The organism is Bacterioplanoides sp. (genome assembly GCF_965219715.1).
Lineage (GTDB): Bacteria > Pseudomonadota > Gammaproteobacteria > Pseudomonadales > Oceanobacteraceae > Bacterioplanoides.
Window position 1 is genome coordinate 446,718 of the sequence record NZ_OZ244785.1, and the last position, 25,439, is coordinate 472,156.

23 protein-coding genes are annotated in these 25,439 nt (G+C 47.0%); 9 read left to right on the plus strand and 14 right to left on the minus strand.

Annotated elements, in window-relative coordinates; translation table 11 throughout:
* Nucleotides 1-20: 20 nt before the first annotated feature.
* A complete protein-coding gene (locus ACOQOZ_RS02575; protein WP_420590725.1) occupies nt 21-896 on the minus strand; it encodes a LysR family transcriptional regulator in 876 nt (291 codons plus the stop codon).
* Between the two features lie 91 nt (nt 897-987).
* Between ACOQOZ_RS02575 and ACOQOZ_RS02580 the strand changes: the two genes are divergently transcribed.
* The 6 genes from ACOQOZ_RS02580 to ACOQOZ_RS02605 all read left to right on the plus strand — a co-directional run bounded on the left by ACOQOZ_RS02580 (nt 988) and on the right by ACOQOZ_RS02605 (nt 9,469).
* Nucleotides 988-1,470 (plus strand): PACE efflux transporter, encoded by a 483-nt coding sequence (locus ACOQOZ_RS02580; protein ID WP_420590726.1) that lies wholly within the window; start codon nt 988-990, stop codon nt 1,468-1,470.
* Between the two features lie 205 nt (nt 1,471-1,675).
* Nucleotides 1,676-2,989 carry a branched-chain amino acid transport system II carrier protein gene (gene brnQ / locus ACOQOZ_RS02585; RefSeq protein ID WP_420590727.1) on the plus strand — a complete coding sequence of 438 codons (1,314 nt, stop codon included), beginning with the start codon at nt 1,676-1,678 and terminating at the stop codon, nt 2,987-2,989.
* Nucleotides 2,990-3,006: 17 nt separating this feature from the next.
* Nucleotides 3,007-4,218 carry a serine/threonine transporter SstT gene (gene sstT / locus ACOQOZ_RS02590; protein ID WP_420590728.1) on the plus strand — a complete coding sequence of 404 codons (1,212 nt, stop codon included), beginning with the start codon at nt 3,007-3,009 and terminating at the stop codon, nt 4,216-4,218.
* A gap of 123 nt (nt 4,219-4,341) precedes the next feature.
* The gene (locus ACOQOZ_RS02595) at nt 4,342-5,646 is read left to right on the plus strand and encodes an APC family permease (RefSeq protein WP_420590729.1); all 1,305 of its coding nucleotides are present in this window, start codon (nt 4,342-4,344) and stop codon (nt 5,644-5,646) included.
* A gap of 163 nt (nt 5,647-5,809) precedes the next feature.
* Entirely contained in the window at nt 5,810-7,057 is a 1,248-nt protein-coding gene (locus tag ACOQOZ_RS02600) for a methyltransferase domain-containing protein (protein WP_420590730.1), read from the plus strand.
* Nucleotides 7,058-7,153: 96 nt separating this feature from the next.
* Complete coding sequence (locus ACOQOZ_RS02605; protein ID WP_420590731.1) at nt 7,154-9,469, plus strand: TonB-dependent receptor; 2,316 nt, start codon at nt 7,154-7,156, stop codon at nt 9,467-9,469.
* 26 nt (nt 9,470-9,495) lie between these two features.
* Here the strand turns inward: ACOQOZ_RS02605 and ACOQOZ_RS02610 are convergent, their stop codons facing one another.
* The 10 genes from ACOQOZ_RS02610 to ACOQOZ_RS02655 all read right to left on the minus strand — a co-directional run bounded on the left by ACOQOZ_RS02610 (nt 9,496) and on the right by ACOQOZ_RS02655 (nt 21,018).
* A complete protein-coding gene (locus ACOQOZ_RS02610) occupies nt 9,496-10,140 on the minus strand; it encodes a class I SAM-dependent methyltransferase (RefSeq protein ID WP_420590732.1) in 645 nt (214 codons plus the stop codon).
* A 57-nt stretch (nt 10,141-10,197) separates the two neighbouring features.
* Complete coding sequence (locus ACOQOZ_RS02615) at nt 10,198-11,538, minus strand: MATE family efflux transporter (protein WP_420590733.1); 1,341 nt, start codon at nt 11,536-11,538, stop codon at nt 10,198-10,200.
* A gap of 74 nt (nt 11,539-11,612) precedes the next feature.
* A complete protein-coding gene (locus tag ACOQOZ_RS02620; RefSeq protein ID WP_420590734.1) occupies nt 11,613-13,529 on the minus strand; it encodes a TonB-dependent receptor plug domain-containing protein in 1,917 nt (638 codons plus the stop codon).
* A 122-nt stretch (nt 13,530-13,651) separates the two neighbouring features.
* The gene (locus ACOQOZ_RS02625; protein ID WP_420590735.1) at nt 13,652-14,044 is read right to left on the minus strand and encodes an SAM-dependent methyltransferase; all 393 of its coding nucleotides are present in this window, start codon (nt 14,042-14,044) and stop codon (nt 13,652-13,654) included.
* A gap of 37 nt (nt 14,045-14,081) precedes the next feature.
* Entirely contained in the window at nt 14,082-15,029 is a 948-nt protein-coding gene (locus ACOQOZ_RS02630) for a DMT family transporter (RefSeq protein WP_420590736.1), read from the minus strand.
* 93 nt (nt 15,030-15,122) lie between these two features.
* On the minus strand, nt 15,123-15,968 hold the full coding sequence (locus tag ACOQOZ_RS02635) for a helix-turn-helix domain-containing protein (RefSeq protein ID WP_420590737.1): 846 nt from the start codon (nt 15,966-15,968) through the stop codon (nt 15,123-15,125).
* Nucleotides 15,969-16,082: 114 nt separating this feature from the next.
* Entirely contained in the window at nt 16,083-16,607 is a 525-nt protein-coding gene (locus tag ACOQOZ_RS02640) for a hypothetical protein (RefSeq protein ID WP_420590738.1), read from the minus strand.
* Nucleotides 16,608-16,702: 95 nt separating this feature from the next.
* Nucleotides 16,703-17,875, minus strand: coding sequence for a hypothetical protein (locus tag ACOQOZ_RS02645; protein WP_420590739.1), 1,173 nt, complete (start codon nt 17,873-17,875; stop codon nt 16,703-16,705).
* Between the two features lies 1 nt (nt 17,876).
* Nucleotides 17,877-18,695 (minus strand): outer membrane lipoprotein-sorting protein, encoded by an 819-nt coding sequence (locus tag ACOQOZ_RS02650; RefSeq protein WP_420590740.1) that lies wholly within the window; start codon nt 18,693-18,695, stop codon nt 17,877-17,879.
* Nucleotides 18,682-21,018, minus strand: coding sequence for an efflux RND transporter permease subunit (locus ACOQOZ_RS02655; protein WP_420590741.1), 2,337 nt, complete (start codon nt 21,016-21,018; stop codon nt 18,682-18,684). Before ACOQOZ_RS02655 ends, ACOQOZ_RS02650 begins: the two co-directional genes overlap by 14 nt.
* 224 nt (nt 21,019-21,242) lie before the next feature.
* On the opposite strand from ACOQOZ_RS02655, the gene ACOQOZ_RS02660 reads away from it, so the two are divergent.
* Nucleotides 21,243-21,566, plus strand: coding sequence for a hypothetical protein (locus ACOQOZ_RS02660; RefSeq protein ID WP_420590742.1), 324 nt, complete (start codon nt 21,243-21,245; stop codon nt 21,564-21,566).
* 65 nt (nt 21,567-21,631) lie between these two features.
* On the opposite strand, the gene ACOQOZ_RS02665 is transcribed toward ACOQOZ_RS02660, so the two are convergent.
* Nucleotides 21,632-22,261 (minus strand): nitroreductase family protein, encoded by a 630-nt coding sequence (locus ACOQOZ_RS02665; protein ID WP_420590743.1) that lies wholly within the window; start codon nt 22,259-22,261, stop codon nt 21,632-21,634.
* Between the two features lie 6 nt (nt 22,262-22,267).
* Nucleotides 22,268-23,158, minus strand: coding sequence for an EamA family transporter (locus tag ACOQOZ_RS02670; RefSeq protein WP_420590744.1), 891 nt, complete (start codon nt 23,156-23,158; stop codon nt 22,268-22,270).
* A 130-nt stretch (nt 23,159-23,288) separates the two neighbouring features.
* Between ACOQOZ_RS02670 and ACOQOZ_RS02675 the strand changes: the two genes are divergently transcribed.
* The gene (locus ACOQOZ_RS02675; protein ID WP_420590745.1) at nt 23,289-23,777 is read left to right on the plus strand and encodes a MarR family winged helix-turn-helix transcriptional regulator; all 489 of its coding nucleotides are present in this window, start codon (nt 23,289-23,291) and stop codon (nt 23,775-23,777) included.
* Here ACOQOZ_RS02675 and ACOQOZ_RS02680 read toward each other — a convergent pair.
* A complete protein-coding gene (locus ACOQOZ_RS02680) occupies nt 23,774-24,697 on the minus strand; it encodes a LysR family transcriptional regulator (protein ID WP_420590746.1) in 924 nt (307 codons plus the stop codon). The genes ACOQOZ_RS02675 and ACOQOZ_RS02680 overlap by 4 nt on opposite strands.
* A gap of 175 nt (nt 24,698-24,872) precedes the next feature.
* On the opposite strand from ACOQOZ_RS02680, the gene ACOQOZ_RS02685 reads away from it, so the two are divergent.
* On the plus strand, nt 24,873-25,415 hold the full coding sequence (locus ACOQOZ_RS02685) for an NADPH-dependent FMN reductase (protein ID WP_420590747.1): 543 nt from the start codon (nt 24,873-24,875) through the stop codon (nt 25,413-25,415).
* Nucleotides 25,416-25,439: the final 24 nt, after the last annotated feature.

The window sequence follows — 25,439 nt, forward strand, 5'->3', positions numbered from 1 at the left end:
CTTGCCTGACGATACTTAAATCAAAATACGTCTTTTAATTGCTGATATAACCAACTTAATGCCGGGCCGCGCACCTGATTTTTCGGTGTCAGGATATCAATTGCCGGCGCCCAGGTTTTATAGTCAAACGCAAAGTTCAGGGCCACCAACTCTCCAGAATCAATATCTGCCTGAACCAGATGTTGAGGTAAATAACTCCAGCCTAATCCCTGGCGAATTAATGCCAGGCCATTATAGAAACTGTTGCAACTCCAGGCTTTGGCAGAAATTTGCGGAACGTGTGGGTTGCTTCGGCTGGACTGACCGCTGAATAAAATCTGACGGTGGCTGGTGAGGTGTTGCGGGTGTATTTCTTCACACTTGGCCAGATCAAGCTGGTGATGGCAGACCGGTAAAAAGGGCAGGTTACCGATAAAGCACAAATCCAGTTGGAAGTTAAAGTCGAGATCGACAAACCCTAAGCCGATATCGCCTTGTTGGTTGACGAGCAGTTCGCCGATATCCATGGCGGATACCGAATTCACCTGCATGCGGGTAGCAGGGAACTGCTCGGCAAAGTCCAACAGTAATTTCGACAGTTGAGGTGCAAACAACGAATCGTCGACCAGCAACGTGATGCTGCTTTCTTCCTGCCGCTGAATCGCCGCTGCCGTGGCCTGAAATTCATAACTTTGCTGCAACACCGCCCGGGCATGACTGAGCAGGCGCTGGCCACTATCGGTCAGGCCTGGTTTGCGGGTAGAGCGATCAAACAGTTGGGTGTTCAGATCAATCTCCAGATTGGCAATGCCCTGGCTGACCGCAGACTGGGCTTTTCCTAATTGACGGGCACAGGCTGAGAACGACCCCTGATCAACGGTTTCAACAAACATTCTTAACTGTTCGAGGTTATACATATCACTAAAGCCGATAGTTATTAACTTTGAAGTATCTTAATAAAGGATAGTATTGCCTGAAACAGCGATGATAACCAACCCCGGAGGCCATATGTCCACATCAGCAAATTCCGTTGCAATAACGCCCATGAGTAACCGTGAGCGCTTGTTTCATACCCTGTTGTTTGAGGCGGTTGCACTGTTGATCCTGATCCTGATCCTGACCCTGGCAGCGGTGCTGATTACCGGTGAAGCGCCGCTAAAGATGGGGCTGATGGCGGTGATTCTGTCGTTAATTGCGATGTTATGGAATCTGGTATTCAACAAGGTGTTTGATGCCTGTTTTGGCCACGACCGGATTAACCGCAGCCTGAAATTACGTATTGGTCATGGCCTGGCATTTGAAGCGGGTATGATCGTTTTCTCGTTCCCGGTGATTATGCTGATACTGAATCTGAGTTTCTGGCAGGTATTACTGATGGATATTGGCTTTGTGACCTTCTTTCTGGTGTACGCCATTGTCTTTAACTGGGGGTACGACATAGTCCGGCATAAGCGTTTGCACCAAGGTGGTTTTTCTTCGGCTGAAATCTGAACGGGGTTCAGCGGATCGCACGGATAAAAAGATATCAGTCGAGTCAAACCGAAATAAACGAGATAACCTGACTTTATATACCACTTATTGGGTAATGGCCGCTAAGTAAGAACCGCAGCTCCACTGTAATGCTACGCAACGCTGTCGATATCGGAATTTTTCGTGAATATAATCCGGCGCTTTTATTTATCCGCAGGTTGACGGTATGCAGGCGTTTCGCCGGTTTGATGTTTTAGCACTGGGTTTTATGACCTTTGCTTTGTTTTTGGGAGCGGGCAATTTAATTGTGCCTCCTGAGATTGGTCGTAACGCTGGCGCTGATTTCTGGCCGGCAACATTAGGGTTTCTGGCAACCGGTGTGGGCTTACCTTTATTAGGTGTGGTTGCGGTGGCGGTTATTGGTGGCGGCCTGCGCGATTTAACCCAGCCGTTACCTCGTTGGGCAGGCATTGCTTATGGACTGGTCATTTATTTATCGATTGGCCCTTTGTTTGCCATTCCCCGTACCGCCACGGTAGCGTTTGAAATGGGTGCGGCTCCGTGGCTCAGCAACGGTGACGAGTCGGCGGTTGCCTTGGCTGTTTACACGTTAATCTTTTTTGCGGTCAGTACGTATCTGGCGTTATCGCCAGGTAAATTGATGGATCGCATTGGTAAATACATAACACCATTATTGATTCTTGTTCTGGCGGTGATGGCCATTGCTGTGGTGTTATTTCCTCAGGGAGATATCGGGCAGGGTAGCGACAAGCTGAACAACGGCGCCTTTATTTTTGGCTTCCTTCAAGGCTATCAAACCATGGACGCTTTGGCTTCCGTGGTGTTTGGTATCGTTATTATTCAGGCTATTAAAGATCGCGGTATCACGGACCGCACACTGATTACCCGTTACGTCGTTCTTGCGGGTGTGATCGCTGCAGTCTGTTTATCCCTGGTGTATGTGCCTTTGTCCTGGCTCGGAGCAACCTGTCATGAAGTGGCGAGCCAGTATAATAATGGCAGTCATTTAATTGCCTTATACATCACTGAAATTTTTGGCTCGGCCGGGCAGTTGATTCTGGCGCTGATTATTACGCTGGCTTGTGTGACCACCGCCGTTGGACTGTTAACCAGTTGTGGCGAATATTTTCATCAACTGATGCCTTCAGTTTCTTATCGTCAATTTGTGATTGCCATGGCACTGGTGAGTGCGCTGCTGGCGAATCAGGGACTGGCGCAGATTATTCAGCTTTCTATTCCGGTTCTGGTCGCGTTATACCCGCTAACGATGGTGTTAATTGCGTTGTCGTTGTTGCGTCCATGGTTGCGTGATGCCAACCGGGTATTTTCTGTTGCCATGGCGGGTACGGCTGTGATTGCCGTTTATGACGGTTTAAACACCGCAGCGTTAGCCCCTGAGTTTTTAACATCTTTGTATCAGCAACTGCCATTGGCAACCGAGGGCATGGCCTGGTTATGTCCGGCGCTGCTGTTGATTTTTGTTGGCCTGTTTTTTCAACGCCGAATGCCTAACGGCTGATAATTTCTGGATTTATTATGAACTTCTTATCTCATCTTATTATGCGTATCGCCTCTGGCAGCCTGGTGAAGCAGATTATTGTTGGCTTGGCGATCGGTATTGCGCTGGCGTTAACTCAGCCAGAGTGGGCCATGAGCCTGTCGATTTTGGGTGATCTGTTTATTCGTGGTTTAAAAGCGGTTGCTCCGGTACTGGTGTTGATTCTGGTGATGTCAGCCATTGCAAATCAGTCACTCGAGGGAGAAGGGCGACTGCGTCCGGTACTGTACTTGTATCTGAGTGGTACTTTCCTGGCCGCGGTTGTCGCTGTGGTATTAAGTTTTGCATTTCCGACGCAATTGGCGCTGGTATCCAGTGAAATTACAACCCAACCGCCTGCGGGCATTGGCGAAGTATTAACGACCCTGCTGTTTAATATTGTCGATAATCCGGTTAATGCCTTATTAAACAGTAACTTTATTGGCTTGCTGGCCTGGGCTTTTGGTTTGGGCTATGCGTTACGTGGCGCCAGCGACAGCAGTAAAAAGTTCGTTGCGGATCTGGCCGATGGCGTGTCATTACTGGTTAAAGTGGTGATTCGTTTTGCTCCACTGGGCATTTGTGGATTGGTTGCCAACACCGTAGCAACCACAGGTGTTGATGCTCTACTGGGCTACAGTCAGTTACTGCTGGTTCTGGTCGGTGCCATGGTGGTGGTCGCTCTGGTTGTTAACCCACTGTTGGTCTTTATTAAAACCCGTGAAAACCCATATCCGCTGGTGTTGATCTGTTTACGCGAAAGTGGTGTTACTGCATTTTTCACCCGCAGTTCCGCCGCCAATATTCCGGTTAATATGGAATTATGTGAAAAGCTGGGTGTTCATAAAGATCGTTATTCCGTTTCTATTCCCCTGGGTGCAACCATTAATATGGCCGGTGCTGCAATTACGATTACGGTTTTATCGTTAGCGGCGGTGCACACCTTAGGTATTAACGTTGATCTCGGCAGTGCCTTGCTGCTAAGCATGATTGCTTCTTTGTCTGCCTGTGGTGCATCGGGCGTTGCGGGTGGTTCTCTGCTGTTAATTCCAATGGCGTGTAACCTGTTTGGTATTAACAATGATATTGCTCTGCAGGTGGTTGCGGTTGGCTTTATTATTGGTGTGATTCAGGATTCTGCTGAAACTGCGCTGAACAGTTCTACCGACGTATTGTTTACTGCCGCAGCGGATCGTGCTGAGCGTCGTTAATATCGCCGTTTCACTCCTGGGAATTCAGGAAGATTATCCCTTAACTGGTTAAAATAGTGCGCTGTTTTGCTGCTGTTTAGTTGTTACTTTATAACAGTTAATCAGCAGCTAGCAGTCAGCACTATGAATAAAATCTCCGGTAATGCCGCATTGGCCATAGTCGTTGCCAATATGATTGGTACCGGTGTCTTCACCAGCCTGGGTTTCCAGCTGGTCTCCAGCAATAATACCTGGAGCATCATTCTGCTCTGGTTGATCGGCGCTGTGATGGCGTTGTGTGGCGCCTTTGTTTATGCCGAGCTCGGTACGGTGTTTAAACGTTCGGGCGGCGAATATCATTTTTTATCCGAAATATATGGTAAGCAGGTTGGCTATCTAGCTGGCTGGACGTCGTTAACAGTCGGTTTTGCAGCGCCGGTCGCGTTAGCGGCAATGGCGGTCGGTGAATACACTGAGAGTTATCTTGGCGGAGCAGCAAAAGTAATTGCCATTGCTGTCGTGCTGGTTATTTCGGCACTGCATATGTTCGACACTCAAAAAAGCAGCCATTTCCAGAAAACCACCACCTTTATTAAAGTGGCCATTGTTATCGCTTTGATTGCGTGCGGGTTATTGCTGCCGTCTACAGAAAGTGGTCTGGACTGGAGTGCTTCCTGGACGGAAGAAGTATTAATGCCGTCGTTTGCTGTGTCTCTGGTTTATGTGTCGTATTCTTTTTCTGGCTGGAACGCAGCCGCTTATATCACCGATGAAATAAAAGACGTTAAACGTAATCTGCCGTTGGCATTGGTAGGCGGTACGTTATTTGTCAGTCTGTTATATATCCTTTTGCAATTGATATTTCTTAAACACGCCAGTGTTGATCAGCTTGCGGGTGAAGTGGAGGTCGGGAAAATTGTTGCCATTAACCTGTTTGGTGACAATGGTGGCCAGCTGGTCAGCTACCTGATTGCTTTTATGCTGATATCCAGCATCAGTGCCATGATCTGGGTTGGACCTAGGGTTACCCGTACCATGGGGGAAGACTATAAACTCTGGTCATATTTCAGCAGTACCAATAGCAATCAGGTGCCGGTGCGCGCCATTATTCTGCAATCGCTGATATCCATTGTGATGATTATCACAGGTTCGTTCGAACAGGTACTTATTTACAGCGGTTTTATTCTGCAGCTGTTTGTGGTGCTGACGGTAATTGGTTCTTTTATCGTGCGTCAACGTAATATTCAATCGGTATATCGCACGCCAGGTTATCCGTTACCACAAATCATCTATAGCGTTCTCGGCTGTTGGATTCTGATTTATCTGATGAAAGAAAGTTTCTGGGAATCCATGGTTGGTCTGGGAATTATTGCTGCTGGTAGTGTCAGCTATTGGCTGAATCAGAAGCTGGAGAGTAAAGCTTTATCTGAGTCCAGCTCTTTATCCTAGTCCGGCCATTTATCCCAGTCCGATTCTAAATCCTGACCCGTTAATAGTAATCGATTTATAGAAATAATATTAAGGAATTTATATGTCGAAAGAAGATTCATCAAAATCAAACACCATATTCAGAAACTTGGTTATTCCGGCCGTTATATCAGGGAGTGTCATTATGCAAACCTCAGCTAATCCGTCAGCCAATGATGTATTTCTGAATAAAAGCCTGGATGAAAAAGTGCATGCTCTGGATGCCAAAGATCGGGATCAATGGCAGCAACCGGAAAAAGTGCTGCAGGTTATTGGGGAACTACGTGATAAAACCGTATTGGATCTCGGTGCGGGTTCCGGTTATTTCAGCCTTAAACTGGTTTATGCCGGTGCCCGTGTGATCGCTGCGGATATTGATCCAACTCTATTACAAACGATCCAACAGAAAGCCAGACAACAGGGCATAGATCAGCAAAAGCTGGAAGTCCGTCAGGTGAATGAATCCGATGCCGGTTTATCAGAACAGGAAGTGGATGTGATTCTGACGGTGGATACCTATCATCATTTTGATAACCGCATTGCTTATTTCAGTGAGCTGAAGCAGGGTTTAAAGCCGGATGGAAAACTGGTAGTGGTGGATTATAAAAAACATGCAGACATCAAACAGGGTCCTGATTTTCATCATCGTATTGCCGCCAAACAGGTTATTGATGAGCTAACCGAAGCGGGCTATCAAACGATCCGTTTGCACCAGGACGTATTACCGAAACAATACATCATTGAAGCCTTTAAACAGAAGCAACAGGCTGGTACGGAATGGATGCGGCAGCAATGGAATAAGGAATACGCTAGCAAAGACTATGTATTTGGCACCGAACCAGACCCGTATTTTAAACAAGCGATTGATGGCCTGACTCCGGGAAAACTATTACTACCGGGAGAAGGCGAAGGCCGGAATGCCGTGTATGCTGCCCGTTCCGGCTGGCAGGTTACCGCTTATGATTATAGTGACAGCGCCAAAGTTAAGGCCGATGCATTGGCGGAAAAACATTCGGTGGCAGTGGATTATCAGGTTATGGATATTCTGACCGGTGATTTTAAACCGGAAGAATACGATATGGTTGCTTTTATGTTTGTTCACTTTGAAGATCCGGGCCGCCAGCAGTTGCACCACAAACTGGATATGGCATTAAAGCCTGGTGGTGTGATGTTAATCCAGAACTTCAGTACCGAGCATCCACAATATAACCAGGCTGGGCCACAACAGGAAAAGAACCTGTATTCTGCGGGAGTTATAAAGCGCGATTTTCCGGGCTATCGTACCCATGTGCTGGCAGCAGAAAAGATCGTAATGCAAGCTGGAGAAAATGGTATGGGAGATAGCTCAGTATTGCGCTTTATTGGCTATAAACCAAAGCGGAATGTCAAATAGGCCTGAAGCTCTGAAATAAACTTTATAAAAAATATATAAACCATAAATATCAGTTAGCAATAGGGATTGTTGACTGATTTTATATGGATGGCTGTTATGAATAAAAAAAATGTAATTCCTTTGATTATTTCGATGCAATGTGTTTCTGGTATATCATTAGCAGAAACACCAGATAAACAATTAAATCCTTCGGCAGAGCTAAATTCCGTTGTAGTTACCGGGCTTAAATCCAGTCGTGATTTGCAGAAAATCAGTGGCAGTATTCACGTTATAGATGCCGAGCGGATTCGGGATGAAGGTATTCGCGATGTGTACGACGTGATGGACACCACGGTGAACATGGGCGGACGTCGTGAGTTGGACTTTAACATTCGTGGTATCAGTGCCTTTGACATCACCGGCGGTGGCCAGGGGCAACTGGCCACCGTGTATGTTGATGATGCACCGGTACCCTTTCGTGCTGCTCAGTTAGGGGCTTTCTCCAGTTGGGATATTGAACAAATTGAAGTATTACGTGGGCCACAATCAACCATATTAGGTGCTAATTCACTTGCCGGTGCTGTGGTGGTTAATAGTCGTGATCCGGATAACGAATGGCAGGCTAACAGTCGTTTGGTCTTTGGCAGTTATGGTCGGAAAGAGGCGGCATTAGCAGTGGGTGGTGGTCGGAAGGATGGCCAGCTGGCGTTTCGTCTAGCGGCAGAGAACCAACAGTCGGATGGTTTTATCAAAAACCCTTATCGCAGTGAAAACGGCAATTATTACGATAAATACAACCTGCGTTTAAAGCTTGCTATTGCCCCAACCAATATCCCTGACTTAAAGCTGCGTATCAGTCACGCAGTGCATCATAACGAGATTGGTGTTCCCTGGCAGTCGAGTGACTCTCCTCATCGCTATAATAAACCCAGAGTGTATTTCAACGATCGTACCCGGGAACGTGTAACGTCAGATCGAAGTACTCTTAAGGCCGTATACCAGTTGGCGCCAGACTTGCAAATCACGGCGATCAGTGCTTATACCGAATCCCTCTATCGTCGGGAATGGGACGGTGATTCCGGGTCGGTATTAAATGACGTATTCAAAAGCGATCGTAACGATGCCTTATTTTCTCAGGAACTGCGCCTGAACTTTGAAACCGAGAGCGTGAACGGTGTTGCCGGTGGATTTTTCTCCAGACTGGATATTGATGATGACTATTCAGGCTCTGTAGCGCAACCATTGCAGTTATTGGGTATCAGTACCGACGGCATTAAAAGTCTTCTGAACAAAGAAATAAAAACCGATATCAGTGAGTCCCAGGCACAGTCGTTACTGCAGCTATATTCACCCTATGACCCAATGCGGCGTGGCTTAGGCGGAGAAACGGATCAGAGTGTTGATACACAGGCGTTGTTTATGGATCTGACGATTAAAACCACAGATCAGCTGGACCTGCTGGCGGGTGTCCGTTACGACCGTGAGCAGCATAAAAGGGCGGTACAGAATCGGGTGTTATTCAGCCGTAATTTACCGGATGCCAATGCAGATCTGAGTGCAATCGATTCGCAAGCTTCAACCTGGGTAAATCACATTAATCAACATATCCTTGGATCGTCTGGCGATTCCCGTACGGTTGGCCCCAAAGCGCGTGGTAAATTTTCAGCCTGGTTACCTAAGCTTGGATTGCAATATCATTTTTCCGATAGCCTGATGAGTAGTTTTGTGGTGCAACGCGGTTACCGCTCCGGTGGTGTCGACAGTAATTTACATCGTGGTTATAGCTACCGTTATAAGCCTGAATATACCTGGAATTATGAGGCGTCATTACGCTCGGCCTGGTTTGATGGGCGATTAACAGCGAATGCCAATGTGTTTTATCTGGATTGGCAGGATCAGCAAATTTCCGTGAGTTTATCCGGCAGTCCGGCGGATCGGGAAATACGTAACGCCGCCAGCTCAGAAGTCAAAGGTGCTGAGCTGGAATTGGCGTGGTTTGATGGTTATCGCAATGCGTATCTGGGCATAGGACACAACAAAACCCGCTTTAACAAGTTTATTGATAATGGCAGAAATTTATCTGGCAGACCTTTTGTTGCTGCGGCAGAGTGGAATATTGTAGCGGGTGGCAGTCTTCGTAGCGATGATGGCTGGCTGGTTCAGGCCAATGCGAATTACCTGTCAGCCTCAAATGCCAAATTAAATCCGGATACTTTTAATGTGCCAGAACACTTACCGGCTTATGATCCGGAAAACGATGCTCGAACGGTGGTGAATGTCAGTGCCGGATACGAATGGTCGACTGCTAGCCTGGTCTTTGAAGTCGACAACCTGACGGACGAAAAATATTTGATGTCGGCTAATGTTGGCCGCGGACCTGAAACAACGGGGCTCAGACGAAACTATGCACTTCGACTTGAGACCCGGTTTTGACATTCGCCTTTAGGGGGTTGTACAAACTACCCCCGGTTTTCTTTGATGGCTTTTAAATAGATAGCATTCATTGGAATTCCGGGGGTTGGTTGTTTAATCACTGTGCTTTTAACTACGTTAAAACCAGCAGCAGACACGATAGACTTCAGTTGTTCTTCGTTATAAAGGTGTGCCTCAAGCGAAGATTCGTCACCATAATCTATGGCTCCATCACCTTGCCAGCAACCTAATATCAGAATCCCCTGATTTTGCAGCAGCCGATGCCACTCTTTGAATGCCAGGTGAATATTCTCTGTGTCCAGATGCTGAATCGCAAAAAAGCTGATCACGGCGGCAGCAGAACAGGGAGGAAACTGGTGCATATTCAGCATATTGCCTACCGACAAATCGGCTCTGTTTCCCAGCCGTCGTTTTGCCTCATTCAACATCGGTGGGGAGAGATCTATCCCTGCCAGCACAACATCTGAGGCCACCAGGTTGCCGATAGCCTGAAGAAAGTGGCCGGTACCGCAGGAAGAATCAATAATCATACCTTTGCGGCTAGCCATCTCTGACGCTAAGTCCTTCTGAATGCTCTGAAACCAGGAGCTACCTATTTCAGCATCCATTTCGGTGCTGTAGGACTCAACATCCTGATATAAAGCAATGATGTCGGATTGTTGTTGATCCATAAAACCCTCGTTGTTCTTTATCTGAGTAATAAATTTTTCGATTGTCCTTAATATAAATCACTTAGCTATAAATCGCGGTGCGACTTGTAGGCGCCGGAAAATAATTGCGACCAATAAAATAGTCAGTGTTTCTGCAAACAGGGTTAACATCCAGATGCCTTGTTCCGGCCACCATAACGGCAACACAAACAGAGCGGCGAGATAAAATACTAAACTTCGGCTTAAACCAATCAGGGTAGAGGTAACGGGTTGTTCGATGGCCTGGTAATAAGACGCCGCCATCAGATTGATACCGAGCAAGGGCGCAGCCCAGAAGTACCATAGGATAGCCTGAGACGCTAAAATATCGACCTCACTATTGCCATCGGTATACAGAGGGATAATCCATTGGTGTGTTAACTGCAGAAACAGGATGGCAAACAGACCAATAAATGCTGAGGTGTAAAAGCCCAGTTTCAGAGTTTGCCAACTGCGTTGTTGATTACCGGCACCATGACTGAAGCTGATAATGGGTTGGCAGGCTTGGCCAATTGCACCAAACAGGAAGAGTAATACCATAGCGATATTCATACTGACGCCGTAAGCAGCAAGGTGGTTGTCGCTGTATTGATTTAATAACACATAGTTAAACACCATCATGGCAACGCTGGCACCCAGCTCCAGCAGAAATACCGGTGAACCACTGAACAATATATGCAACAGGTCTTTAACGTTATAAAACTGAACGTTGAGCTTCAGTTTGCCCTGTATCGTGACAAAATGAATGGCTAATACTGCAAGGGCAGTGAGTTGTGCAAACATCGACGCAAAAGCCGCACCGCGTATGCCCATATCCAGCACAAAAATAAAAATATAGTCCAGCAGGATATTAACCACAGAAGCGGCAAATATGGCAATCATAGGTAATCTGGGGTTATTATCGTTGACCACGAAAAATATCAGCACCAACACCAGGGTATGGAAAAAATAGAAAGGAAACAGGTGAACCAGATAATCACCGGCTATTTCGGCCAGCTTTCCTTCGGCCCCAAGCAATATCACGATATCCTCAGTGTACATCCAGCCGAGTAAACACAGTGGAGCCACTACGATAATCGCCAGGAATAATGATTGTGAGAACAGTGCCTGGGCGCCTTTAACATCATTCTGGCCAAATTTGATCGACGCCAGGGCTGATCCACCTAACCCCACCATAACGGCGAAGGAAGAAAAGAAAGCAAAAAACGGCATTAATAATCCGGCGCTCGCCAGACCCAATGGACCGACGCCCTGACCGATAAAGATAGTATCGACTACGATAGTGACCGACTTGATCACGACTGCGATAAGTGCCGGTATTAAAAAACGAATAAACAGCCGGTTGATCGGTGCCGTTTTCATGTCGTTAGTATGATTCATAATGTATCCGGTAAAATCGTACAAATTAGAAAGCAAAAAAGCCCGCAGTTGCAGGCTTAAAATAAATATAAAAGTTAGAACTTAAATGCAGCGGCTAAGCGCACATCACGTCCGGGTTCTGGCAAACCAATTTCTTGGCCCGAGTCCGGATCAAAACCATAGGTAGCATGATCATAATGCTGTCGATCAAAAATATTATGGATGCTCAAATTGAGTGACAAACGTTGTTGGTAGGCCAACCATTGAATATAGGCATTATGTGTGCTGTAACCCGGTTTTTTCGGGTAACCCATCGGTGTTTTCTTCAGATCATTGACAAACTCGCTGTTCCACCCCAGCTCCAGCTGGTAAGCAGGAATGTGTTGGGAGAGATTGATCGATAATTTGTCACCAGATGACGTACCTATACCAAAATGACTGTCGTTCAATGGTTCGCCACCAAGCTCCACTTCAGTATGGTTGTAGTTGGCACTCAATTGAGTGTTGTCCCAGGATTTTGCTATTACTAACGATACTCCTTTGCTTTTTAGTGTACCGCCATTGCGGTATACCTTAGTGCCTGGTCCCGGAGGCCCTTGCAGACTGACAACGTCTTTAATGCGGGTTTCAAATAAGCTGATGCTGGAAAACAGACCACTATCAGAATATTCCAGCGTCAGGTCGGTGTTTTCTGCTTTTTCTGCCTTCAGATTTTTATCATTAACGTCCTGACCGATAGAAACTGCCTGGCGAATCTTCTGGCCACGTAGTGCCTGGCTGTAACCTGGCTTAAAACTGAATTGATCGTTAATCTGATAGATCAGTCCCAGATTTGGGCTGAAACCGTCGGAGGTTAATTTCTGGCCATTGGTATCTTTCAACTGGTATCTATCGAAACGGCCACCAAAGTCCAGAGTAAGGTCCTGCATCAGGCGATACTGATCCTGGATATACATCCCCTGGATATCACCTTTGTCGCTGGCACCTGCGGTTTTATTGCGGGCTTTATCCTGCTGAAACTGTGCGCCATAGGTCAGCTTATGCTCACCAATAATACTGGTATTGCGGATATCCAGCCCGGTTGTTTTGATATCTGCTTTGATAATGCCACCAAAGTCAGTGGTGTTCTTATTTTCAGTGATATAAGTATTGGCTTGCAGTTGAATGAACGGGCTATCCGGATTAAAACCATAAGCCAGGGTCGTGGTATTACGCTTGGACTTCTGCTTAACCGCTGGATTCCAGGGAGCGTTAATAAAATGAGGGCGCTGGTTTCGATAGCCATCGTCCTGACGTTGCTCAAACGAAATGGCTAATGACTGATTATTGCTCAGTTTTCCTTTTAGCTTAATCAGACTGTTCAGTTGTTCAACATCGGTATTGGCAATTTTATCTTTGTTTCCATCTTTCAGATCAGATGTATTAACCGCGCTGAGGGTAGCTAACGCTGACCAATCGCTTCCGATCAAACCATAGGCTGCGGCTGAGGTTTTATTGCCGTTATTATTGCTGGAATAAGATGACTTGATCTGAGCACCGGCTTTTTCATCCGCATGTAAAAAATCTTCGGCATCCTTGGTGGTATAACGAATAGCACCTCCGAGGGCACCAAAGCCGGATAAAGCATTTCCGCTGCCAGATTGAACTTCTACTTTTTTTAACAGTTCCGGGTCAACTGCAACGCGGCCCTGGTGCTGAAAAATCTGACCTGACTGGCTGGCACCATCAATAGAAACATTCAGGTTGGTATCTTCTATCCCGCGTACATACACTTTTTGTGCAAAGCCAAACCCACCACCCACGGCAATATCAGATTGTTGACCGAACAATTCTGCCAGATCGGTTAACTGATTTTTTTCAATATCTTCGGCTTCGATCAGTTTGTTTTTATTGCTGCTCTGGCCCTCAACAATAATGGTGTCCATTTTGGCAGGATCTGCGTGGCTGGTAGGGGTTAGCGTGACTCCCAGCGCCAGTAGGGCGAGGGAGGAATAGGAGTTTTTGCTGGTCATCTCACTGCTTCTTTACTACAAAACTAAGTGAGAGTGATTATCATTGAATGCCATCCTGTGGGGATGGCATTATTTGCACCTGAATGAGTACTTTCTGAACCAATTTACAGCCTGGTTTGAAATCAGGCAGATTTTTTAATACGGATAGAAGGCTTAATATCCAGCAGTTTAGTGCCGTTCAGGCAATCCATGCCTTTAACAAAAATGACGCCATCTTCAATTTTTTCGATCTGACGTTCTGCAGCAGCAATTGGATTAGGGCGGTAAGGGGAACGCAAATTAAACGTTCCGGTTGTGCCTTTGCCATTACAGTTAGTCTGATGCATCACTTCCCGATCGACATTTTCAAACCAGTATAAAATCATAATGGTATCACCCGGTTTAAGGCCCAGCAGACCATCCTGATACTGATCCTTTAATTTCAGTTCAGCCATTGGCCCGTTTTTTTCGACATTACGCGGGCATTCATCGACGGATTGATAAGGGGTATGAATGTGGCCGATGATATGTAACATCGGTTGTTCCTGATCCATTATCGTATTTTCAAAAGTATTATTGGTTGTCATCGTTATTCTCGCTTGTCATCGAAGTCCATGTGTAAATAAAGATAGTGATTAAAATTATGCCGCCACCAATCAGGCTATAAATTGTCGGAATTTCGGCAAAAAAGATCACGCCCCAGATGCTGGCTAATACCGTTTCTAACATCAGTGTCATCGAAACTTCGGCGGCGCTGATATGGCGGGTGGCCACCATACTTAGTACCCGTCCGACCGGAGCAGAAAATAATCCCATCGCTGCCATGATTAGCCAGGTATTACTGCTGTATTCAGAAGGTGTGGCAAAAAATGCCATAGCCAATGCCAGCATTAAGCTGCCTAAACCCACCACGGCCAAACGACTGACATCCTGATATTTACGTAATAAGGTCATCATCAGTGCCAGGAAACTAACCGCGATTATGGCTAATACGTCGCCGAACCAGTTGGCGCTTTGGCCGCCAGTTGAACTTGTCTGATGGCCCGCAGAATCACCGGAACTGAACGAACCATAGGCCACCACCAAAATCCCCAGCATGACTGCAATAATGGCTAACCAGGTTTCGCGGCTGGCGCGTTCTCTTAAGAATATCCAGCTGAACAGGGCAGCCAGTGCTGGAGTCGCAGCAAAGATCACAAAGGTATTGGCGATGCTGGTATTTTTTACGCTGAACACCAGGCCACTGGAGCTGCCTAACATTAATAAAGCGGCAAAAAGTAGCGGCCAACCGCTGGCTTTTATAACTGTGACTAATCCTCGTTTATCAATAATCTGGATGAGTACCGGCATAGAAATGGCGGTAAATAAGCCAAATAAAAATGCCGTATCAAAACCGCTGACCCCAGCGAAACGAATAAATAAAGGGTCGATACTCATCAGCAATGCGCCGAGTATTGCCAAAGAAAAGCCCGCAGCACGTCCTTGTTTTGCGAACATCGACGGTAAAGTCGCCTGTAACATGACGCAGTCCTCTCAAACCATTAGTGAATGTTGAGAAGAATTATCATCTGCTTGTAGGCGAACGAAAATGGATAGATTGGAGTTGTAGTTGGACTATTTGAACATTTTGTCGCGAAAGGCTTTGGGTGATTCACCTTCATTGCGGCGGAAGAAACGACTGAAGTAGGTGACGTCTTCGATCCCCAGATCCAGCGCTATCGCTTTTACCGTTTTATTGGTGTAAGCCAGGTCACGCTTGGCTTCCAGCATAATACGGTCATGAATCAGTTGAGTAACGGTTTTGCTGAAATGAGCCCTGGTCAGCTCATTTACCCGTTTACTGCTTAGCGCCAGTTTGTCTGCATAAAAACTTGTGTCTTTATGACTTTTATAATGATCTTCAATCAGACTCATCAGTTTCACCATTCGCTGATCCGACTCTGAGGCAGACTCCCCCTGATCCGGGCTGTAACGCATCAGATAACGCATAAAGCCGGTGAGCAGAGCGGATAACATCTCATGATCAGGGCTTTCTGCCTGGCGCTCACGCATCATCATATTCAGCAGTTGTTTCAGTTCCCTGCGGCCGGTGTCATCCAATATAACAAAGGGGCCACTGGCACTGTTCTGGGAGAAAATCCGTTCCACCGCCAGCTGTGAGCGATAGTCAGGATTGACAAAATCCGGGTTAAACGACAGTGCAAACATGGTGTCAGCGATGCTATGGGCTTCATGCACCTGACCCGGTGCCATAAAATAGATCCGATCAGGAATCAGTGGATATTCGATAAAATCGATACTGTGACTACCTTCTCCTGTTAGCACCCAGAAAATTTCATAGTATTTATGCCGGTGAGGGCCGACGTAATCGAGTTTGCCTTCCATCTCAACGGCATCAACCAGTTCCAGATCAAAAGGTTCGTTATCAGGCAATACACGGATATCGATAATATCGTTCATAGTGGCGCCATTATATTCTGTTAGGTTAAGTTTAGTCGCTTTCTTCGGGCAGGGCAGCGGGCATTTCTCCAGTAAAAATCGAATTGCAATTTTTACAACCTGCCAGACAAATACTTACCATTTATCAACATTTTCATATCGGTTCAACCGCCCCTCTTGAAGCTCCTGGAAAAAGTCACAACTCGTAAGCCTCAGCATCAGTGTGTTATCAATCTTTGTTGTAGTATCATGAATATCCCCAGGCAGGTATACAGAACACTGTCCATCTTTTAGTGCGTACTCATCTTGTTGTACTATTTCGAAACTACCGTCATCACGAATCACCTTCCCAAATATACCCATATCAACTTGACCAGATACGGTGGCGTATATCACCCACCCGTCACCATGATCGTGAGGAGGGCTAACATCACCTTTTTGCTCTACATGCGCCATTAAAATAAAGCCATGTTCGCTGCTTCGATACACTTCTTTATATGGTAGACCCTCTTTAAGTAAATCCTTGACCCAATCTTCATCCTTGCATTTCACGATAAGCTCTTCCAATAAGCGCTTCGCTTCTTTAGTTAAGCCAGATGTAGCTGGCCCCCAGATACGATTGAGTTCAGTTTTAAATTTTTCGAGTGCTGGATTTTTCATGATCAGGTTTCTCACTAAGCTAAATCAAAAAGTTTTAGAAAATTGCCATTCGGTCTTAGTTATGGGGAATACGCTCTTAGAAGCGATATGTACGATTAAAAATACCGTTCCAGAGTCAGCTGAAATCGATCGTCCTTACGGATTGCAGTGATCGGGTCGGCGGCTTTTTTGCCATCGAATACGCGCATATCCAGCGATAACTTCCAGCTTTCACCAATACGGCGACTGGCTTCCACCAACAGACTTTTACTGTGGTAGTCAGGATCGTAACCGCCGCCAATAAGCAAATCGCTGCTTGCAGCATCGTTCAGAGTTAAACGGGCTCCGGCGTAGATATCATTCTGGGCAACAGAGTCAGAATGTTTACCGCGTTCATTCCAGCCGTATTCGGTTAATAAGCCAAGATCCATATCAGAATCCTGAATACCGTATAAGGTGTATTCGAAACCCGCTTGTAGCGCACTGAAGTTGTGCTCTTTGGCATCCCGATAAATGGCCTCGGCTTTCCATAACCAGGCATCAATGGTGGCCTGAAGGTCGACACCGAACTGAGTCATCTGTTCGTAGTAAGGCGTCAGCTTATCGCCGTTTACTTCAAACACAGGTTCGCGGTTGGTACCGTTAAACCAATAGGCTCCGAGATCAAAGACATCAACTGAATGGCTCCAGCGCAGGGCATAGTCGACGTGTTGATCTTTATCGTCGGATTGGTAACGGGCATTATCGTCGTCAATCACCATGCCGGGGCGTAAGCGACCGTGTTTTCCGGCAAAACTGCGTTCACGAAAGCCTGGCAGCACAAAAGCATCGACGATACCCCAGTCATTAACCAGCGACAGGTTAACCATGGGTTGCCCCAATTTTTCTTCGCCATCAAAACTGTCTACCGAATCGGTCTGATTAATGACATCCACCAGATGCTGAAATTCAGTAACCCCCCAAAATACTTTGCTGATACCGGCTTTTATCTCGATATTATCGTGGGTATGCATCCACAAAAACTCACGAATATCACCGCGACTGCGTTCGTCATCGTGTTCGTCAATACGATAGTAGGGTTTAACTAATAGGCTGGAGTTACCATCCCGCCATTGCCAATAAAATTCTGGCCCAATATTGGCTGATAGATTGGATTGATATTGTTGCCCGCTGTATTGGCCTTTGTCAGGATAAGCCTGCCATTGCAGTCCGACCTTGCCTGAAACCTGCACCGCAAAAGCGGTGCAGGGCAGTGACAGGCCAGCAAATAATAACGCTGATCTGATCATATTAACGTGCCCGTTTCAGAGAATTTTTATTAAAGTCAGAGTCTTTCAGGCCGGTGTTGAAGCGGATGTCCGATAGTTTAAGGTCCGTGCTTTTACCGTTCTGATGATTCACCATCTTCTGCAGCTGAGAACGCCAGAACTTGCCTTCGTATTGCTGGTATTGTTCAAAACTCAGGGTCTTCAGCAGGCTGTTTTTGCGATCGTAAAATTCAATTTTCTGGATACGGTATTCCGGCTTATCTATCCATACCAGACGGCGTTTATAACCGGAGAATTTGTCCTTGGGGTATTGTGCTACTACCTCACAGCTATTCGCACCACAGGGTTCTTCACGGATAAACTCATAATTGTATTTTTCGATCTCGAACGAACTTAAATCTTCAAATGAAAACTCGGAGCCCATAAATGGCCCGGACTTATTCTTCGATGAAATCCGTTTTACTCGTTTCAGTGCGGGCAAATACAACCATTGGTCATCTGCTGTTGCTACATGAGAGAAGCTCAGAAAAGCGGTGCCTTTCACGTCCCTTGGCTGATCGAATACGGTCAGAGCCTTATCGCCGTCATTAAGCTGCTCCAGGTTTTTGCTGCGAATCTGGCGTGTGCTTTCTTCTCCACGTTTGTTACGTAATGTCATCAGCATATTGCTTTGACTATCACCCCAGCCAGTGTCTTTCTCTTTGGCGATGGAAGAAATACGCAAACCACGTTGTTCCGCTGTTTCAGCCATTGTCAGCTGGGACATCAGTGACGCGCTTAATAAGGCCGATGATAAAGCAAAAATCGTTGGCAATTTTTTGTTGCTATCATGCATTTTCATAAGCTGTTTGCTCCGTATCGTTATCTGTTTCAGTAGAAGTAGCTGATGCTTGTTTTTTACGATCAAGTAACAGCAGCAGAGGAGGCAGGAAGAAGAAATCAACTACCAGTGCTAGGACGATGGTGACCGCGGTTAAGAAGCCCATATCACCGTTTAATTTAAAGTGAGAATGCGCCAGTACCGAGAAGCCGATTACCAGCACAATGGTGGTCACCCATAACGCATTTCCCACGCTGTTAAAGGTGTAACGCACCGCAGCTTCAGTATCAGCGCCCAGATCACGGCGGGCGTGCAGGTATTTGCTGAGGAAATGAACGGTATAGTCGACCACAATACCCAGGGTCATTCCGGCCACCATGGATAAACCCAGGCCAACTTCGCCACTTAATAAATACCAGGCGCCAAAGCCCATCGCAGCCGGAGCAATATTCGGTACCAGACTGATCAGTGAGAATTGAAATGATCCCAAGGCCAGGCCTAATAAGCCGCAAATTAACACCAGTGCGATGGCCGTACCAGACAACATACTTTCGATATTACTTTGGCCGATATGAGCAAACATCAGATCCGGACCGGTAATCATCACCTTATAATCCGGTGCACTTTTCGCCAGCCATTGGGTCACTCGTTGTTCCAGGTCGAGTAATTCAACACTGCTGATATTTTTTAACGTACTTACCACACGGGTGGCGGATTTATCGACATTGATCTGGTTATTTAAATCAAGGCCATAAGGCAGAGACATTTCGTATAACAGCAAATACTGAGCTGCTAATTCACGATTCTCCGGCAGGCGGTAGTAATCCGGATTATCGGCGTGCATATTTTTATTCAGACGTTTAAAGGTATCACTCAGGGTGCTGACATGATCCACTTCAGGTTGCTGCCGGAACCAATTGCTGAAGGTATCTATGGTCTGAATATAACGACTGCCGCTGATGCCACCGGTCTCCTGACTGTTGATGGCGACTTCCATCAGAATAATGCCGGACATATTTTCCTGCATATAACTGGTGGAGGTGCGGATTGGCATGGACTCGTCAAAATACTCCACGAAGTTATCGTTAAGGGTGTTTTGTGGCAGCAGGAACGTTAATCCGGCAATAATCAGTGCCATGGTTGGCAGCAATACCCGGCTCTTTGCGATAACAAAATTACCCAGAGACATCATTAAGGTGTTTCTATTTTGTGGTTGTGGTTTTACCCGAACCGGAAGAATCATCATTAATGCCGGGAATAAAGTCAGCGATAAAATACACGCCATCATCACACCAATGGCAACGATATTACCCAGGTCGCGGAACGGAGGAGATTCCGAGAAGTTCATGCTGAGGAAGCCAATCGCGGTAGTGATACTGGTGAGCATAATTGGCTGGAAATTCAGACGCAGACTTTCTTTTAATGCTGCGGATTTGCTTTTGCCCTGGCGCATTTCATAGAACATGGAGTTCATGACATGAATACAGTCGGCGACGGCTAAGGTTAAAATCATTACCGGTGAGCTGGCAGAAGGGCCGGATAAATACAAGCCAGTCCAGCCTGCTAAACCCATGGCGCTGACGATACTGGTAATCACAATAACGACAGTGGCGAAGGTACCGGTAAAGCTTTTCAGTAGCGCAATCATAATGACGATGACTGCAGCAAACATCAGTGGTACCAGCACTTCGTTATCATGAATGGCAGACTCACTGAAACTACCGTTCATCATCACCATGCCAGACAACATGATTTTCAGATCCGGATATTGCTTTTCGTATTTTTGTTTCATCTCCCGGGCTTTGGCCATCACAATAGGTTCGAGGTTGACCTCGTTTAATTGCACGGTGACATTAACTACGGTGGAATTGGCCGACGGTGCTACCAGCTTTTTAATCAGCAGTGGTTCGTTCAGAGCAATCTCACGAATGTTGTTCAGGGACGTTAGCGTTAGTGGCGTATCCTCAGCCACCAGGTCAGCCACACTCAGATCATCTTCTTCTGATTGGGTATGCTGGAAGTTAGTTAATGAATCCACCCTGGATGAATAGGGAATCTGCCAGGCTTCTTCGGTGATCTCGCGAATGGCTGTCAGGGTTTCCGGAGTAAAAACGTTGCCATCATTGGGCGCTATAACAAAGGCGACGTTATCGCTCTTGCTGAACTCCGCCTGGACCGCTTCGTAGTTCATTAGCAGCGGGCTGTCTTCACCGAAGAAGATTTTGTAGTCCGCCTTAAAAGTCAGGTACTGGCCACCATAACCAGCTCCTGCAATCAGCAGAAAGATCAACAGCATCACCCGTATGGGGGCGTTGATCAGAGTATCGAATAGTTTTTCCTTCATAAGTCCACTCAGATTAACGGGAATGAGGCATTTATTATTCGCCGTCAGCCTGGTTGCCGGAATGGACGTACTTCGGGGAGTGTTGGACTATTTGGACCTGATGTTCAGATAGTCCAAAGGATAGGTAGTGTTCAAATAGTCCAACCTTTGGTGCGAACCGTCTCTTTTTCGGCCATGCATTCCGGTTCACTGTTGAAGCTGGTTTCTAAGAAAGGGTGAAGCAGATGAAAGAAGTTGTACTGGAAGGTGTGCCAGAGCGGGTTCCGGACTATTTATTGCCGGAGGCTATGGCTGCTGATGAACACGAAGTATGGGGGCGCTTTGTATTCAGTACAGTATATGGATATGTGTTGGTGGTACTGAATGAAAATAATGACGAAGCCGATCATCCGGTATGGTTTATCCTGCGCCATACAGAATTATCCCGAATTGAGTTTTCAGTTCCTTTTGATAACCGGGAAAATGCCCGGGAATTTATGCAGCAGTTGAAGGAAGGTGAGGTGGATCAATTAATTGATGCTGAACTTGCAGAGCGCAAGTCCGATTAATCCGATAAATTCAGCTCCCGGTTGCGGTAGAAAAATTGCAGCTGGGAGCCGGACTGGATGAATGTTTAAACAATCTCCAGTACTTTTTCTACCGGTCTGCGTTTTTTCTGGCTCCAGCTTTTATTCGCCGCTTTACCAACGGTTACCAGCATCACCGGGATATTATCCTCGCTCAGATTAAATGCCTGTTGCACTTGTTCGCGTACGAGACCACTCATTGGCCCGGTGGCAAATCCCATATCTTCTGCCGCCAGCATTAAGGTCATGGCCGCTAATGAAGCACTGCGAAACGCTTCATCCATTTGTAATTGAGGATTGCCTTCGTGGGTTTGTGTCGCCACTGCAACCCAGCCATCGGCAGCGGTTTGTGGCATTAACTCAGCATCAACCGACGGTTGCAGAGCCGCAGCCAACTGTTTATGCGCATTTAACTGGCCAACCACAATAAAGGTAACGGCTGCATCCAGAATCTGTGGTTGCTGGTAGCTCGCTTGGTGAAGTGCTTGTTTTTGCTCTTCAGATTTCACCGCAATAAACCGCCAGTTTTGCAGGTTATAAGCACTGGGAGTCAGTGTTGTCTGGCGGATTAACTCGGTAATGGTTTGATCGTCAATTTCAAAATCCGGATCGTAGCGTCCAGTCGATACACGTTGCTGTAACAGTTTGCTGACGTGTGTATTCGTAATATCTGTCATGGAGATTTATTCCTTAATCGTTTTGAAAAGCGTGGGAAATTTCGGACGCTCAGGCAGCATGGCCCATTGCACAATTAATACGCTGAGCAATACGGTGATAAATCCGAGCAGGGCAACTCCTTGCAGGGCTTCTCCGAGAAATACCCAGCCTAATACCGCAGCCGATAGCGGGCTTAATAACCCCAGTGATGAGACGGCAACCGGCGATAACTTATGGATGCCGTTAAACCAGAGGAAATAGCCGGTCAGAGATCCGGCCAGGGATAAATACACGTAGGCGAGAATTTGTGCTTGGCTCAACGCCGGCATGGGTGCATCAAACAACAGGGCTACCGGGGCGAGCATGACGCCGCCCAGCACCAGCTGCCAGCCGGTAAACGCCAGAGTTGGCATATTCATCTGCCAATGGCGGGTGAGGAATACACCGCCACCAACACTGATAGCACCGATTAAAGCCGCCAGGATGCCAATCAAATCCCATTGGCTGCCCGGCGACAGGATCAGTGCCGTCATTCCCAGAATGCTGGCGATACTGGCAATCACCGCAACCAGATTGGGACCTTTGTGGTTAACCCACCAGATCAGCAGCATCACCACAAACGGTTGTACTGCCCCAAGAATGGCCGCCAGACCACCTGGCAAGCGATAAGCGGCAACAAATAACAGCGCCTGGAATAACCCAATGTTGAGCACCGACAGCAGAGCTAATTTCAGCCACTGCTGTTTTTGCGGCCATACCCGGGTAATCAGTAATAACAATAAGCCAGCGGGCAAAACCCGCATGGCTGCGGAGGTAACCGGAACTCCTTCTGGCAGGAATTCGCTGGTGACGATATAGGTTGAGCCCCAGATGACAGGGGCTAATGCAGTCAGCAGAATTAATAAAACAGTGCGCATAACATACTCGATTTCAATTTATCTTAACTTCAAGATAAATTCAGTTTAAACGAAACTATCTTGAAATCAAGATAAATCCTAGATAGAGTCGCTTGCCAATAACAATGAAGAATCAGCTCAGGATTTACTGATGGATAAAGTCGACAACATTCTTGCCCAATGGCAGGCGGAACGTCCGGATCTCGATACCACCCCCATGGGGCCGATTGGCCGCCTGAAACGCTGTGCTGCGTTAATGCAGCCGAAGCTGGATAAAGTGTTTGCCGAGTTTGAACTCAGTTATTGGGAATTTGATGTGCTGGCGACATTAAAGCGCTCTGGCGCACCTTATTGCCTGGCGCCAACCACTTTGTTTTCTACTTTGATGGTGACCTCTGGCACCATGACGCATCGGATGAATCAGCTGGAAAAGCGGGGGCTGATCGAACGGCTGGCAAATCCGGAAGATGCCCGCAGTAAGCTGGTTCGGCTCACCGCAGAAGGCGCTGCACTGGCAGACCGGGCGGTTGAGGCTCATCTGCAGAACGAACGACATATCATCTCTGAATTGTCACCTGAGCAACTGCAGCAAATTGATGACAATCTGCGCACGTTGCTCGCGGTACTGGAAGAGCACTAAGCTTCGTTGGCTAATGCCTCCGCAACAAAATCAATAAATGCCCGCACCTTAGACGACATATGTTTGCGGCTGGCATAAATCAGAAATACATCGATGGGGAAGCGCTGGTGATCACAAAACAGTTCAACCAGCGTTCCTTGCTGCAGCTCATCGGTGAGCAGAAACTCCGGAATCCGGGCAATGCCCTGGCCATCACGGCACAACGACAAAATCATCTCCGAGCTGTTGGTCAGCGTTCGGCTGCCGACTTCCACCTGAATATCCTTGCCGTATTGATTCTGGTATTGCCACAGTCTTGGCTGCTTAAGATGGCTGTAGGTAATACATTCGTGCTGATCGGGGTGTTGTTGCGCTAATTGTTCCGGACGGCTTGGTGTGCCTTTGCGATTCAAATAGTCGGGCGAGGCTACCGTAATGCCACGTGACGTCATCACCCGGCGGCTGATCAGGCTCGAGTCGGCCAGCTGAGGCGTTGCGCGAATAACTACGTCAAACCCTTCGGCAATTACATCGACTTTGCGGTTGCTGACATCCAGCTCCAGCGCAACCTGTGGATAGCGGCTGAGGAAGCCGGAGAACACCGGTTGCATCTGGGCTTCACCAAAGCTGGCCGGGCAGCTGATACGTAATGTTCCGGTTGGTTCCAGCTGTTGGCCCATCAATGCGTTTTGTGCCTGGGTTGCTTCAGCGATGATTTGCTGACATTGCTGGAAGTAGATTTCTCCCTCGGCGGTGAGGCTTTGGGAGCGGGTGGTGCGATTCATCAGTCGTACGCCCAGGCGCTCTTCGAGTTTGTTTATCTCTTTACTGATGTAAGAGGTTGAGTGCCCGGTATTTTCTGCCGCCAGAGTAAAGCTTCCGGCATTAACAACTTCGGTAAAAATGACCATACCGTCGAGCAACTGGCCGTTGTAGCTCATTTACCAACCTCATCAGAAGTGTGAAAAGCCCAGAATAGGGGAGTTTTGACTCCATTGCGAGTCAAATGGAAATAATAAGTCCACGCTCAGGCTATTAATCTTTATTCGTGGCGAATCTATAGTGAACTCATCAAAACAAACCGTTAAACACACAGGCCTGAGGGCCAGGGGAACGATGATGAAAGTATTAGCATTTGCCGCAACCAACTCCAGTCAGTCCATTAACAAAGCGCTGGTTACCCACGCAGCCGAGCTGTTAAAAAACAATACCGACGCTGAATTTGAAGTACTGGATTTAAACGATTTTGAAATGCCGATTTACAGCTCTGACCGTGAAAACGAGTCGGGCATTCCGGCGCCAGCGCAGGCATTCCGTAACAAGATTGCAGAAGCGGATGCCATTCTGATTTCGTTTGCAGAACACAATGGCTCCTACACCGCTGCGTATAAGAACCTGTTCGACTGGACTTCCCGTATTGATCAGAAGGTATATCAGAACAAGAAGGCGGTATTACTGGCGACTTCACCGGGCCCAGGCGGTGCACAAAATGTACTGGGTTCTGCAGTGGGCTCAGCGCCGTATTTCGCTCTGGAGGTTAAAGGCAGTCTGTCGGTGCCATCGTTCTACGATAACTTTGACGGGGAAAAGGGCGTCTTAACCAATGATGAACTGAGCGAGCAGCTGGTTGAGCAGTTGTCGTTGTTAACCAACGCCTGATTGCAATAATTCTCGATAGAACAA